At 34.8% G+C, this 14247-nt stretch carries 11 protein-coding genes and 1 pseudogene; 5 read left to right on the top strand and 7 right to left on the bottom strand.

Translation table 11 applies throughout. From position 1 onward, the window contains the following. Positions 1–9 precede the first annotated feature (9 nt). The gene (locus tag OCL94_RS12225; RefSeq protein ID WP_262997203.1) at positions 10–1605 is read right to left on the bottom strand and encodes an ABC-F family ATP-binding cassette domain-containing protein; all 1596 of its coding nucleotides are present in this window, start codon (positions 1603–1605) and stop codon (positions 10–12) included. 176 nt (positions 1606–1781) lie between these two features. Here OCL94_RS12225 and OCL94_RS12220 point away from each other — a divergent pair, with 176 nt between their 5' ends. Continuing rightward, positions 1782–2648, top strand: coding sequence for a CvfB family protein (locus OCL94_RS12220; protein WP_262997202.1), 867 nt, complete (start codon positions 1782–1784; stop codon positions 2646–2648). Between the two features lie 74 nt (positions 2649–2722). Here OCL94_RS12220 and pepF read toward each other — a convergent pair whose 3' ends face one another. Further along, a complete protein-coding gene (gene pepF, locus OCL94_RS12215) occupies positions 2723–4537 on the bottom strand; it encodes an oligoendopeptidase F (protein WP_262997201.1) in 1815 nt (604 codons plus the stop codon). 169 nt (positions 4538–4706) lie between these two features. Here pepF and OCL94_RS12210 point away from each other — a divergent pair, with 169 nt between their 5' ends. Further along, positions 4707–5093 carry a Sec62 family protein translocation protein gene (locus OCL94_RS12210; RefSeq protein WP_262997200.1) on the top strand — a complete coding sequence of 129 codons (387 nt, stop codon included), beginning with the start codon at positions 4707–4709 and terminating at the stop codon, positions 5091–5093. 162 nt (positions 5094–5255) lie between these two features. Further along, positions 5256–6857, top strand: coding sequence for a choice-of-anchor I family protein (locus OCL94_RS12205; protein WP_262997199.1), 1602 nt, complete (start codon positions 5256–5258; stop codon positions 6855–6857). Positions 6858–7137: 280 nt separating this feature from the next. Here OCL94_RS12205 and OCL94_RS12200 read toward each other — a convergent pair. Both OCL94_RS12200 and OCL94_RS12195 read right to left on the bottom strand, forming a co-directional pair. Continuing rightward, positions 7138–8391: pseudogene (locus OCL94_RS12200) on the bottom strand (aminoacyltransferase); the annotation flags it as partial. A gap of 20 nt (positions 8392–8411) precedes the next feature. Beyond that, positions 8412–9665, bottom strand: coding sequence for an aminoacyltransferase (locus tag OCL94_RS12195; RefSeq protein WP_262997198.1), 1254 nt, complete (start codon positions 9663–9665; stop codon positions 8412–8414). Positions 9666–9926: 261 nt separating this feature from the next. Here OCL94_RS12195 and OCL94_RS12190 point away from each other — a divergent pair, with 261 nt between their 5' ends. After that, entirely contained in the window at positions 9927–10595 is a 669-nt protein-coding gene (locus tag OCL94_RS12190; RefSeq protein ID WP_262997197.1) for a sigma-70 family RNA polymerase sigma factor, read from the top strand. Then, entirely contained in the window at positions 10589–10957 is a 369-nt protein-coding gene (locus tag OCL94_RS12185; protein WP_262997196.1) for a hypothetical protein, read from the top strand. The genes OCL94_RS12190 and OCL94_RS12185 overlap by 7 nt, the downstream gene beginning before the upstream one ends. Before the next feature lie 36 nt (positions 10958–10993). Here the strand turns inward: OCL94_RS12185 and OCL94_RS12180 are convergent, their stop codons facing one another. The 3 genes from OCL94_RS12180 to OCL94_RS12170 all read right to left on the bottom strand — a co-directional run bounded on the left by OCL94_RS12180 (position 10994) and on the right by OCL94_RS12170 (position 14212). Continuing rightward, complete coding sequence (locus OCL94_RS12180) at positions 10994–11650, bottom strand: type 1 glutamine amidotransferase domain-containing protein (protein ID WP_262997195.1); 657 nt, start codon at positions 11648–11650, stop codon at positions 10994–10996. Between the two features lie 108 nt (positions 11651–11758). Next, positions 11759–12802, bottom strand: a complete 1044-nt coding sequence (locus OCL94_RS12175; protein WP_262997194.1) for a M42 family metallopeptidase — start codon at positions 12800–12802, stop codon at positions 11759–11761. Between the two features lie 186 nt (positions 12803–12988). Beyond that, positions 12989–14212 carry an MDR family MFS transporter gene (locus tag OCL94_RS12170; protein ID WP_262997193.1) on the bottom strand — a complete coding sequence of 408 codons (1224 nt, stop codon included), beginning with the start codon at positions 14210–14212 and terminating at the stop codon, positions 12989–12991. Positions 14213–14247 lie beyond the last annotated feature (35 nt).

Here is a 14247-nt window from a genome sequence, read left to right as displayed (position 1 = left end):
AGCCCATTCTTATTTTAAAACACCTTGTTCTTTTAAATATTCTTCGTATGTTACTTCTTTAGAAATATTTGCATTTAAGTCAATAACACGATTGGCAATCGTATTAATGAACTCAAAGTCATGAGAAGTGAAAATTAATGAACCTTTAAATGCTTTTAAGCCATCATTGACTGATGTAATACTTTCTAAATCTAAATGGTTTGTCGGTTCATCGAGTAATAATACGTTTGCTGATGATAACATCATCTTACTTAACATACAGCGTACTTTCTCTCCCCCAGATAATACAGTTGCTTTCTTACGTACTTCTTCACCAGAGAATAACATACGGCCTAAGAAACCGCGTAAGAATGTTTCTGTCTGCTCTTCAGGTGGTGCATATTGACGTAACCATTCAACAAGGTCGATATTTTTTCCTTCGAAGAATTCAGAGTTATCTTTCGGTAAGTAACTTTGAGATGTTGTTACACCCCATTTGTATGAGCCTTCATCCGGTTCCAATTCCCCTGCTAATATGCGAAGTAGGGTCGTTTTTGCGATTTCAGAATCACCGACAAGAACCGCTTTATCATTTGGGTTCATCGTAAACGATAAGTTATCGATGACTTTAACACCATCAATTGTTTTTGATAATCCTTGAACTTGTAATAATTCATTACCGATTTCACGTTCAGGTTTGAAGTTAACGAATGGATATTTACGGCTTGATGGTTGAATATCATCCAGTTGAATTTTTTCTAACATTTTTTTACGACTTGTTGCCTGTTTCGATTTAGAAGCGTTCGCCGAGAAACGTGCAACGAAGTCTTGTAATTCTTTAATTTTTTCTTCTTTTTTCTTATTTGAATCTTGTAACATTTGTTGTGCTAATTGACTAGATTGATACCAGAAATCATAGTTACCAACATAAATTTTAATTTTACCGTAATCTAAGTCTGCAATATGCGTACATACGTTATTTAAGAAGTGACGGTCATGTGATACGACGATAACAGTGTTTTCAAAATTGATTAAGAATTCTTCTAACCAGCTGATGGCAGGGATATCCAGACCATTGGTAGGCTCATCGAGTAATAATACGTCAGGTTCTCCGAATAATGCTTGCGCTAAAAGAATCTTAACTTTTTGATTGTTTTCAAGTTCAGACATTTTCTTTTCATGAAGATCGTCTTTTATCCCTAATCCAGATAACAATACTTGTGCGTCACTTTCAGCAGTCCAGCCACCCATTTCGCCGAATTCGCCTTCAAGTTCAGCTGCACGCATACCATCTTCATCACTGAAATCAGGTTTCATGTAGATTTCGTCTTTTTCTTTCATGACTTGCCATAGCTTTTCGTTCCCACGTAATACGACGTCAAGTACGCGTTCATCTTCATAAGCGAAGTGATCCTGTTTTAAAATTGATAATCGTTCATCCTTCCCTAAAGAAACGTGACCTGATTGAGAATCAAGCTCACCAGAAAGAATTTTTAGAAATGTTGATTTACCGGCACCGTTAGCACCAATTAAACCGTAGCAGTTGCCCGGTGTGAATTTAATGTTTACATCTTCAAATAACTTTCTATCACCGAAACGTAAACTTACATTAGATACTTGTAACATTGAGTAATCTCCTTTAAATTATAATCAGTAAAATTATATCATAGTTCTGTAAAAAATTGATATGCCTGAATTGCTAAATGCACAGATAGCTCTATTATACTGTTATTTCGGACGAATAGGTGAAAATGTGCTATAATGATTTATTGAAATAGGTAGTTAACCTAAAGGAGAGACATATGGAAAACAAACAATTATCAGGTAGTATCGACTTTTTACGCGTCGATCGTTTAGAAGGGTCTACGTATTACTTATTAGGACCGAATAGTGAAGTCGTAAAGTTAAACCAATCAGAAGTATTAGAAGAGGACGAATTAGAAATTGGCGAAGATTATTCATTCTTCGTTTATCCGGGACGTACGGGAGATTTATTTGCCACACAAAATATTCCGGACATTTCAACGGATCGCTATGACTGGGTGAAAGTCATTAAGAAAGATAGAGATGGTGTAACGGTTGATATCGGTATTCCGCGTGAAATCGTCATCCCATGGGAAGACCTTCCGAAATTGAAAGAAGTTTGGCCGGAAGCGGGAGATGAAGTTTTCGCTTGTCTGCGTGTGGATAGAAATGATCAGTTATACGGTCGCTTAGCAAGTGAGACGATGGTAGACGCAATGTTTACACCAGCTCCTGAAGAAATGCTTCACAAAACAATTACAGCGCATCCATATCGTTTATTACGTATTGGGACGTTCTTGCTATCGAAAGAAGGTTATAAAATCTTTGTTCACGAATCAGAACGTCGTAGTGAACCGAGACTTGGTGAAGCGGTTGAAGTGCGTATTATTGGACATAAAGAAGATGGTACTTTAAACGGATCATTCTTACCGTTAGCGCATGAACGTTTAGATGACGATTCAGAACAAATCTTAAAGTTATTAGAAGAATACGGTGGGGAATTACCGTTCTCAGATAAATCAGACCCTGAAGCGATTAAAGAAGTCTTTAACATGAGTAAAGGTAGCTTTAAACGTGCCATTGGCCGTTTATATAAGAATAAACGTATTGTTATTGAAGCGGATAAAATTAAATCAGTTGAATAGATTGTTAATTTAATTAGCCTTAAGCATATAAAAGCCACTATCGGATCACTCGTTGACCCGATAGTGGCTTTTTCCTATTGTTGTTGCTCAATTTCTTCAGTTAATTTTTCTAATTCATCTACTAAAGCACCGATATAAGCGATTGTTTCTTTTAATGGGCCATCTGTCGTTAAATCAATACCTGCCATTTTCGCAAGTTCAACAGGAGGAAGCGCACCACCTTGTTTTAATACTTCTATCCATGCTTTAACAGCAGGTTCACCTTCTTTTAAGATACGTTGAGACATAATCGTCGAAATTGTTAGACCTGCAGAATAAGTATATGGATAGAGACCCATGTAGTAGTGGGGTTGTCTCATCCATGTCAGTTCTGCACCATCAGTAATTTCGACTGCATCTCCCCAGAAGTCTTCAATCACTTGTCGTTTAATACGATTTAAAGTATCAGCTGTCATTGACTCACCCAGATCCACTAAGCGATAGACTTCACGTTGATAAGCAGCTTCAAGTAAATGCGTTACAAAGTTATGGTAATACGTTCTAGAGATGATTGATGCAATGACCCAGCGTTTAAACTTTGGATCATTCGATTCAGATAGTAAATAGTTTGCCATCAACATTTCATTCATTGTACTCGGCGCTTCCACAAAATATAATGAACAGCTTTCATCGAAGATATTTTGATTTTGATGTGCTAACTGGAAATGACCTGCATGACCTAATTCATGAGCCAGTACAAATACTTCTGTCATTTTTGATGTCCACGAAATTAATATAAACGGATTCACCTGATATGGACTTGCACAAAATGCACCCGTTGATTTTCCTTTGTTTTGCACAAAGTCAATTTGACGTTTATCATAGGCATCATTCACGATCTGCATATAGTCTTCACCCATAATTGATAGTGCTTTCTTAATGTAGTCCCTTGATTCCTCTACAGTGATTTCTGGCTCATATGATTCATCTAATGAAATCTTTAAATCTTCAAATTTCATCGTTGCTAAACCGTTTGTTTTTTGTAATAGTTTCGCATATCGACGCATGTGTGGTGCCAATTCAGTTGTAATCAAATCGATTTGACGATGATATAAATCTTGAGAAACTTCTTGAGGATGTAATAAATAATCAATAACAGATTCGTATCCTCTCAGTTTTGATTCAATTTTTTCTTGTTGTAAGACTAAATCATACGTTTTTGCTGTCGTGTTTTCATATTGTTTTAATGTATCTGAGAATTTTCTGAATGCATTGCGACGGAGTTCTGTATTTGAATCAACTTCTAATTCACCTTCAAATGATACATAACTCATCGGTATTTCTTGTCCATTCACACTAAATGTACCGAAGTCGATATCCTGCATTTTAGTCGTATCGTATAAATTGTATGGTGCATTAAACACAGGAGAGAAAGCTGCTAAAGTTTTTTCTACTTCAGGGTGTAATTGATAAGGTTTTTGTGTGATAAGTTTTTCTAAATAGCGTTTATATTTATTCGATGTATCTTTAATTTGAGTTAATTTATCAGCATCCAGCGATAATATTTCAGATTCAACGAAAGTTAATAGACTTGCAATTGTACCATAAGCATTTGCATATTTACTGTACAGTTTTCCAGATGTTTCGTCTGTCTGATCCACACTAAATAGTAGTGAAGCGTAGTTACCTAAATGATTGAGTTGTTTTTTTATCGCGGCATATTCATCTAAGGCTGCTTCAATAATCGTTGCATCATTTAATGTATTAGCAAACTGGTTATTGAATTGTTTCGTGCGTTCAATTGTTTCATCCAGCTGCGCATAAAAAGCTTCGTTCGTTGGAAATAGTGTAGATAAATCCCAAGTTTGTTCGATCGGTACTTCGTTTCTGTTTGGTAAACTCATAATCATGCTCCTTTATTTATTAATATTTTAATTATACTAGTTATTACGAATTTTTAGAATTATTAATTTTTAATATTTTACTTATACATCATTTATTTAAAAAAAAGAAGATAAAAGTGAACCAAATGGGGTATACTGTAGTAGACTTTTAAATTTAAATAAGTGAGTGATGAAAATGGTTTTAAACAGTATTAATTTTTATGAAATACCGAATTTTTTATTAATCTCAATTGTCGGGATGATTTTAATTGCTTTAATTTTTGGGTTAGTGCTAGGTCGTTTTATTTTTGCACCAATACTTACGTTTGTGTTACTAGGAATAGCAGCTTTTATATTACCTAACTTTTTTGATATAAAGTTCCAGCCTTTACTAGGATATGCTGCATTTCTCACAGTATTATCACTTTTATTAAGTATTTTATTCTGGTTTATGACGAAAGATTATCGTAAAAATAAAAAATTAAAACTACAAGCGAAATTGCAGCAAAAGAAATTTGATGAAAATCAAAATCGTGCCGAAATGGAATCGATTAAACATCATGAAAATTTAACGAACCATTAAAAAAGTCAGTATACACTGGCTTTTTTATTTTGCTTACTATTGTGTATTGTATTGTAACTGAATATTTACATGTCTTTAACAATTTTTATTTGTAATTTACAACATTTTATTAAGATTTATATTATAGCAAGCATATTAAAAGCAATATAAAGGAGAAATAAAATGAAACATATAAGTAAAGTTGTGAGTACATTCGCGTTATTAACAACGCTTTCGGCACCTTTCGCACAAGCACAATCTGTAACGAGTTATGGAGCAAATAGCCACGTGCAAGTGAATCAATTAGCAAGATATGATTCAAAAACATCGTTTGGAGAGAGTGGCACTGAAATTGTGAGTTATGATGCTGCTAATCAGCAAGCCTATTCTATTAATGGGGCGCTAAATGCACTTGATATTTTAGATATGTCGCAATTAACACAAGGTCAGTTACCCCTTAAGAAACGCATTTTCTTAAAGGATTTAGGTGTTGAAGGAAGTGACATTACGAGTGTAGCCGTAAATAAAAAATATCATTATATTGCGGTGAGTATTCCGGCAAAAGAGAAAACGGATAACGGCATTGTTGCCTTTCTGGACAAAGATGGGCAGTTAATCAGTAAAGTCACTGTCGGTGCATTGCCTGACATGCTGACATTCACACATGATAGTAAAAAGTTAATTGTAGCCAATGAAGGTGAGCCAAATGATGATTATACGATTAACCCGGAAGGTTCAATTTCTGCGATTCATGTGAATAAGACAGGTAAAATAAAGCAATCAGACGCAAAAACAGTGCGTTTCACTGAGAAAACGATTCCATCTAATGTACGTCAATTAGGACGTAATGCACATGAGAGCTTTTTAAATTTAGAGCCTGAATACGTTACAATTGATGACAATAATAAATTTGCTTATATCACAATTCAGGAACGTAATGCTATTGCAAAATTTGATTTAAAGAAAGATCAAATTGTCCAGGTTAAAAGTTTAGGGTATAAATCATATCAGGAACACACAATTGATGTTTCAGACAAAGATAAAAAGATAAATATGAAAAATTATCCATTACTCGGTATGTATCAACCAGATGGGATCGCACATATGACAGTAAAAGGTAAAACCTACTTATTAACTGCGAACGAAGGTGATTCGCAAGATTATAAAGGCTATAGTGAAGAAACACGTATCGCAGATATTGCGGATCAGTTTGATTTAAATAGTGAATATTTAAGAAGTACTTCGTTAGAGGTGTTAAAAGATAATAAAGGATTAGGACGTTTAAAAACGACAACGTCACAAAACTTTGTGAATAAAGATGGTAAATTTACGGTACCAGTCACTTTTGGTGGGCGTTCATTCTCGATATTAAATGCAAACGACATGAATTTAATATATGATTCAGGATCAGATTTCGAAAAAATTACGGCTATGGCTGATAAAGATGCTTTTAATTCACAACAGGAAACTATAGGGAAAATTGATTTTGATTCACGCAGTGACGATAAAGGTCCGGAACCAGAATCAGTTGTTACTGGTGAAATCAATGGTAAAACATATGCATTTATTGGTCTTGAACGTGTTGGCGGTATTATGGTTTATGATGTTACAAATCCAAAACAACCCGTATTCGAAACGTATTTCAAAGCAAACGATAACGGCGATATTTCACCTGAAGGTTTAACATTTATTGATGCAAAACATTCACCAACGAAACAGCCGTTATTATTAGCAAGTCATGAAATGAGCGGTACAATTGCAGTCTATGCATTAAGTTCAAAGTAATAATATAGTTGATGAATTCAGGTTAGTAGATGCAGAAGATATTACAAATAGGTAGTATCTTCTTCTCTTATACTTAACTTCCGATAATATATATTATGTAAACTAAAATATTAAAAACAATCCTCATAGTATATGTACATGCTTTTGTGTATATACTATGAGGATTTTATTACTTCTCGTTTATTTTTTCCGGTCCTTGCTGTAATACAATATTCGGCACCGTTTCTGTATTTGCATTGCTGTCTTTTTGCGTTTGATTGCTGCGTTTTTTCTGTTTTAATTCACTTAATTTTAAACGTGCTTTTAATACTGTTTGATACACAGCATATTTCGGTTTATTAATCGGTTTAATGAAGTCACCAACAAGTTCCTCAATTTGTGCATTAAATCCACGTTTAAATCGGTATACACCATAATCTTCACCAGTTTCGCTGAAGTCACCAGATACACCATAGAAATTATATCGGTCAAATCCATGTTCAAAACAATAATTAATCATATACCAATGCATTGCATATGGTCCCATAAATTTATTATATTTCTCACTTGATCCACCAGAGAAATAATTCACTTCAAATGGATTTAAGAAGAACATACCTGAAGCTAAGTTTAATATTTGACCATCTGTTTTACGCAGTGTGCTCATTTCCAGTAATTCATCCTGCATGTGATTGATTTCACGATCTAGTTGTTCTATTTTCTTTAATTGTTTATCTGATTTATTTTCGTTGGCCATCATTTGATCTCGACGTGCTTCAGCATCTGATAACTCAACTGATAGTTGCGCGATATATTCATCTAAATCAATATATGCTAGTGGCATAATGACTTTATCGCCATAATGCGTGTGGAATCCTTCGAAATAACTATCAGGTCTAGCAATAAAGCCAGCTCGTGCTTCCGTTTCACGATACAAATCTAAAAATACGTGCAGTTCATCTTGACTTAACATACGAATTTTAACACCGTATTTTTGTGCTTTTTTTACATTACGTTTACGTTGAGAGTCAAATTGCTTCATGATTGAGTCTGGTGATTCACCTTGTAAATAAAGGACACTCATCCATCGCACTTGCGTATCTGTTGTATACCCTACTGAAAACCCTGTATGTTTATACCCAAGTGATTTAAGCTGTTCGATGATAGCGCCATTCGTGCCATTTTCTTCTTTATAATTAACATCTTTATCATATGTCTTATAAAGCCAGTACGGATCAAGCTTCACATATATTGCTTGATGTGTTTTTAAATACGTATCCAATGATTTAAAGTAAAAATCCACAAGAGCAGAATTTTTGAAATCCATAACGGGTCCGCGATTGGAATAGTAGAAATAGCTGCCGAAAGTCGGTATTTTTGAAAATAGACTTGCCGCAATAACCTTTCCGTCTGTTTTTACCCCTAATAATACGACTGGATAACCGTCTGCTTCTCTGTTTCGAATATTTTCCTGTAGCTGGAAGTAGTGACTCATTTCCGTCGTATTCCAGATGAAATCAGTATATTCTGCGACTGTTAGTTCAGTAAATTCCATGTAAATCTTCCCTTCAAATCTTATTTACGTATTTTATTCATTGTTTCATATAATGTATAAGCTGGTTTGTTGACTGGCAGAACGAAATCACCGATATATTCAATGACATCCGCATTAAATCCTTTTTTAAATTTAATAACGCCAGCATCTTCTGCCTGGTCTGTGAAGTCTCCACTAATACCATAGAAGTTATAGCGGTTAATACCACTTTCCATCGCATATTTAATCATTTCCCATTGAATTGCATAGCTACCTGCAAAGTGTCTATATGCATTCGATGAACCACCTGCTAAATAAACCACTTCAAATGGGTTAATTAAATAGAATGCTGAGGCAACAGGCAACGTATCACCATGTTGTTCCTGTAAGGTAATCGCTTCTGTTAATTTTTCCTGTACAGACTTTAATTGTGTTTCACTTGATGATAATACATTTTTCCATTTCTTCGCATCAGGTTTTTTCTCAAGTTCTTCTTGCGCTTTCGTAATTTGCGATTGTACATCTTGTTCTTCTTGTTTGAGTTCTGGAATATATGTTGTGAAATCGATATAGGCTAACGGCATTCTTACGCGATCACCGAAATATTTTAAACGTTGTTCATAAAATGTATCATCTCTATCAACAAATTCTTTTTTTTCGCTTGTATCATTCATAAATTGTCTGAAGATATGTAATTCATCTAATGATAAATCGCGTACTTTAATGCCATTTTTAATGACTTTTTTAATATTACGTTTACGCAAACTATCCATATTGTTTAGCACTTCTTTTTCAGTCTTGCCTGCTGTATTTAAGACAGAGTGCCAGCGAATTTGATGAACCGGATGGAATCCTGTCGTAAAGCCTTGATGTTTATAACCTAATGATTGTAATGTGTTAAATAATTGTGTTGTATCATAACTTTCTAATACTTCTCCATCATGATTCCATAATTGGTGTGGCACATAAGGATCAATGCGCACATGCATCGCGTTATATCGCTTTAAATACTTTTTTAACTCGGTAAAGAAGAACGTTACAAGTTCAGTATTTTGATAATCCATAATCGGACCGCGATTTGAATAGAAATATTTATAAATTTTCATTACAGGCACTGCGGTGAAGAGCCCTGCTGCTATGACTTCATTGTTGTCATCCATTACACCTACTAAGTGTACGTCAGAACCTTCAGCTATTTTTAAATCATAATTAACAGCCATTTGTGTGAAATGACTATAGGGTTGTTTATCAGCAAACGCACCAAATGCGTCTCTTGTGATGTTCGTAAATTTCATAATGAATTCTCCTTATTCGAATGAACACATTTGTTCATTTATCTCATGCACCATATTACCACAAATGTACGGTGGGATTCACTTATAAGCACTATTATTTCATTGTTTCACTTTATTTTTATTATTTTAACGTATTTTATATCGTTTTTTAATGATTTCTTTCATACATTAAAATTTTGATTTGTCCGGTTATGTGTTATAATTCGGTTAAATAAGCGAATTAATTTAATTTCGTTAAAATAACCGAAATGGAGTGATGATATGTTATCGCTTTTTGTGATGGATGTCTCTGGTAGCACGAAATTTGATAATAGCGATGAAATCAGCCGTCATTTAATTCAATTGACACAAGAGATAGCGCATTGGACGCAATCGGTTAACTTCAAATACATTAACTTTCGCATGGGGGACGAATTATTTTTCGTCAGCGATAGTTTATGCGCCACACTATTTACGAGCTATTATATTAAACTACTATGGCCTTTTAAAAAACAACCGATAAAGTTTGGTATTGCAGTAAGTGATGACGATATCCCGACTGGTAATCTGGAGCACTGGAATGCTGCTATCATTAAACAAGCACGACGTAATCTTGATGAGATTAAACATTCTGAAGTGAGTGATTTTTATATAACAATGGATGACGAACGAACAATATTAATGAATAACGTACTCTTTCCATATTTATCAGAAATCATTTATCAGCTATCGCCGATGCAACGTCAAGTGATATTATTATCATTTGTGTATGAACAGCAAAAAGAAATAGCACAACTATTGAATAAAAGTGTCTCTACTGTGTCTGAGCATTTAAAAAAAGGACATAAAAAACAGTTGTCAGCGATTGAAGCAGCGATGTCTGATATAGATGATACATTTGATTTCTCACCTTTTATTAAAACTATATTTAAGGAGTCTGCTTTATGCTGAAAATCGTATTGATTGTTGTTTTTATTATTTTATTCTTACTTTCTGGTTGGCTGATTAAATGGATATTGTCAGCGATGAGTGAGACGAAGACGAAACAAACGGATAACGTCGGCTTGTTAGTAGGTTATATTGAACGATTGTTAATCTTGACGTTTATTGCGCTTGGTGAGTATACAGCAATCGGTCTTGTGATAGCGAGTAAATCTATATTACGATTTAACGATTTGAAAGATGATAAGCCGAATCAAAATTTAGAGAAAATAGATAAGACAAGTGAATATATTTTGTTAGGTACGATGTTGAGTTTATTATTTGGCGTTGTATTAGGATTAATATTAAAGAATATCCTCATCATGAAATAAACCACGCAAAATTGCGTGGTTTATTTCATGATTTATTTATAATACTTTCACAAATGCTTCTGCGACAGCTTCACTTGATTGTGGGTTCTGACCCGTAACAAATTTGTGGTCTGTTACGACGTGAGACGTAAAGTTGTCACCAACGACGAAGCGGCCACCTTGTTGTTCCAGTTCTGATTGTAAGGCAAATGGAACATTATCGACAAGATTCATGGCACTTTCTTCAGCATTGGTGAATCCTGTGAGTTTCACGCCATCAATCAAATAGCTACCGTCTTTAAGTTTTGCGTTTACAAATGCGCTTGGGCCATGGCATACGGCCCCTATTGCACGATTATCTTCTTTATAGAATGCAAGTATATTTTGCAGGTCAGGATCATTTGGCAAGTCATACATTGTACCGTGACCACCAGGAATAAACACGCCATCATAGTTCTCAAATACGACATCACGTAATTTGAGTGAATCCCCTAATTTCTTTACGACATCAGCGTAAGTTTTTGTTTCGTTGTTAGCGACTGAATTTGGATCCAGTGGAATCGCGCCACCTTTTACTGAAGCGAAGTCGACTGCAATATTATTTCTTTCGAATATTTTATACGGCGCAGCAGCTTCTTCTAACCATAGACCAGTTGGCGTCCCATCATTAAGCTTATCGTGATTTGTAAGCACCATTAATACTTTTTTCGTCATAATAAAACACGTCCTTTCTCTATAGTAATGACTATTATATCGAAAAAGGACGTGCAACTCAAAAATTCCACCTTTTAAATTCTGAATATTCTATTAATACCATCTTGTTTAATCGATGACTGGACTTAATACATATTGATAAATCAACTTTTCAGTGTTTTCTAATGAAGATTGATGTGTACGTTCCATCGCATGGCTTGATTCAATACCTGCACCAAATAAACCGTGCTTAATATCATAGCCTGCGCGCATCGCAGCACTTGCATCACTGCCGTAATACGGATAAATATCTACTTTGTAATCAATGTTGTTATCTTTACATAATTGTACTAAATGTTGTTTTAAATGATAGTGATAAGGACCTGAACTATCCTTCGCACAAATTGAGACCGTATATTCGTCACTTGTTTGACCATCACCTAATGCACCCATATCGACTGCGATGTATTCAACCACTTGAGCTGGCACGTTTGAGTTACCGCCGTAACCGATTTCTTCATTATTAGAGAAATAGAAGTGTGTCGTATGTGGTAGTTCAATATTCTCAGCTTTTAAATGACGTAATAACTGGATGAGCATTGCAGCACTCGCTTTATCATCTAAATGACGTGATTTAATGAAACCGGATTGAGTGATTTCGCAACGTGGATTAAATGTAATAAAGTCACCGACATTGATGCCTAATTTTTCAGTATCCTCTTTACATTTCACAACTTCATCAATACGCACTTCCATATGCTGATCATCACGTTGAATTTCGCCTGCATTGTGATAAACGTGCACGCTCGTTTCGTGTAAACAAATTGTTCCTGTGTATACTTTATCTGCAGAATGAATCTCGCAGTATTCACCTTCAACTGCATTCCATCTAAATCCGCCTACCATTGATAAACGTAACCGACCACTCGGTAATATCTCTTTTACCATTGCACCTAACGTATCAACGTGCGCTGTTAAGTATTTGTGCTTTGTTTCGTCTTTCCCTGGAACAGTGATGAGTACACCACCTTTATTCGTTTGTTGCACTTCGTAACCCACTGATTCTAACGTTTCTGTCACATATTCAATCGCTTTAAACGCAAAACCTGAAGGACCAGGAATGTGTACTAAACGCTCGATTTCCTGCATTGTTGCTGTAATATCTGGATACATATTTATTCCCCTTTTCTTGTTTACTGATAATTCAATCTTATCGGATAATGATGGGGAGTACAATGGTAATTATGATGTTTCCGTTTATATTAATTTGTAATAAAGAGATTTATATAGAAACTTTCAGTGAACTGCAAATTTATTAGAAAATCAGAAAAACTTTCAGTTGACTGAAAGTTTTCGTATTTACGTATTTTTAATCTTTTTCATCCTAAATAAGCTATTCATCATGAGCAGTGACCCTATCATAATGATGATAAAGACGACACCACTCATTGCATATGGATTTAAATAGGCTCCGATGACGAGAGCGCCATTGGATAATAATTGTGCGCCACTAAATGTTAATGAATTAAAAGTGTTGTAAGTACCCCTTTTGTCTTTCGGTATTAACGTCAGCATCTCAGCACTCCTAATCGGCGCATAAATCATTTCACCGAATGTTGCGATAAGCACAGCAACGATGATCAGCCACCACACGTTAGCAGAAGTTAGAACAGTGTATCCTAATGCATACATCATCAATCCGATTGCGAGTATTTTATTCACCTTAAATCTTTCTATCCACTTTCCTATCAATAAAGAAAATGAAACGACTGTAATCGTATTGACTAAATTAATTACAGTGAACATTCTTACACCTGTGATTTTAAAGTCAAATCGTTCAATCGTTTCGAAATGTTGATGTAAACGTACTGCGACATATGTGCTGTTCATTAATTCAACCGTTGCGATTAACATAAGCCCTATGACCATTAATACGAAACGTGTATCTTTAATCACTGTTTGATAGGCAATGGCTAAATCAACCAACACATTTTTATGTTCCTTTTTTCTGATAAAACTGTTTGTCTCTTCAATGTACTTCATATATAGAAAACTTAAAATTAAAGCAACAAATGCAGTTGAAAAGAATAGCCAGCTTTTATGTTCATTATAAAATAATCCACCAAGTAATGCCCCTACCGCTAGGGATAAATTAATGAGCCAGTAATCCATTCGATAGAGTAATTTTTTATTTTCTTCAGTGGCTGAATCTTGTACAAGTGCACTCATTGATGGCCTGCGAAATGCACTGAAGATAGTAAAAAGTATGAATGACAGCATAAAAATATATATCCAGTCATAAACCACTGTAATCCACATCATGAATAAAGACATTGCTTCTGTAAATGAACCAAAGATCAACATCTTCTTACGAGGAATCTGGTCTACTAAATAGCCTCCCCATATGTTACTCATAAACTGAACGAACACGATACTTGCTAAAAATGTCCCTGCAATTTGTGCATTCGTAGCATCCGTTAAATAGAGTGCAATAAACGGTAATGTCGCACTATATGTACACCGATTGACGAATGATCCCCACAATCTGAGTTGAATATTAATCGGTAATTCCCTTACTTTCATTATTTTGTCCTCCTATATCTTTTTATATATGATAA

The sequence above is a fragment of the Macrococcus capreoli genome, assembly GCF_025628935.1.
In the GTDB taxonomy this organism is placed as follows: Bacteria; Bacillota; Bacilli; order Staphylococcales; family Staphylococcaceae; genus Macrococcoides; species Macrococcoides capreoli.
The sequence above is the reverse complement of the archived record's forward strand: the minus strand, read 5'-3'. Positions and strand labels throughout refer to the sequence as shown.

Bases quoted from the DNA above. Each gene is read 5' to 3' on its own strand.
- OCL94_RS12225 (WP_262997203.1), bottom strand. From the start codon at position 1,605: ATGTTACAAGTATCTAATGTAAGTTTACGTTTCGGTGATAGAAAGTTA.
- OCL94_RS12220 (WP_262997202.1), top strand. From the start codon at position 1,782: ATGGAAAACAAACAATTATCAGGTAGTATCGACTTTTTACGCGTCGAT.
- pepF (WP_262997201.1), bottom strand. From the start codon at position 4,537: ATGATTATGAGTTTACCAAACAGAAACGAAGTACCGATCGAACAAACT.
- OCL94_RS12210 (WP_262997200.1), top strand. From the start codon at position 4,707: ATGGTTTTAAACAGTATTAATTTTTATGAAATACCGAATTTTTTATTA.
- OCL94_RS12205 (WP_262997199.1), top strand. From the start codon at position 5,256: ATGAAACATATAAGTAAAGTTGTGAGTACATTCGCGTTATTAACAACG.
- OCL94_RS12195 (WP_262997198.1), bottom strand. From the start codon at position 9,665: ATGAAATTTACGAACATCACAAGAGACGCATTTGGTGCGTTTGCTGAT.
- OCL94_RS12190 (WP_262997197.1), top strand. From the start codon at position 9,927: ATGTTATCGCTTTTTGTGATGGATGTCTCTGGTAGCACGAAATTTGAT.
- OCL94_RS12185 (WP_262997196.1), top strand. From the start codon at position 10,589: ATGCTGAAAATCGTATTGATTGTTGTTTTTATTATTTTATTCTTACTT.
- OCL94_RS12180 (WP_262997195.1), bottom strand. From the start codon at position 11,650: ATGACGAAAAAAGTATTAATGGTGCTTACAAATCACGATAAGCTTAAT.
- OCL94_RS12175 (WP_262997194.1), bottom strand. From the start codon at position 12,802: ATGTATCCAGATATTACAGCAACAATGCAGGAAATCGAGCGTTTAGTA.
- OCL94_RS12170 (WP_262997193.1), bottom strand. From the start codon at position 14,212: ATGAAAGTAAGGGAATTACCGATTAATATTCAACTCAGATTGTGGGGA.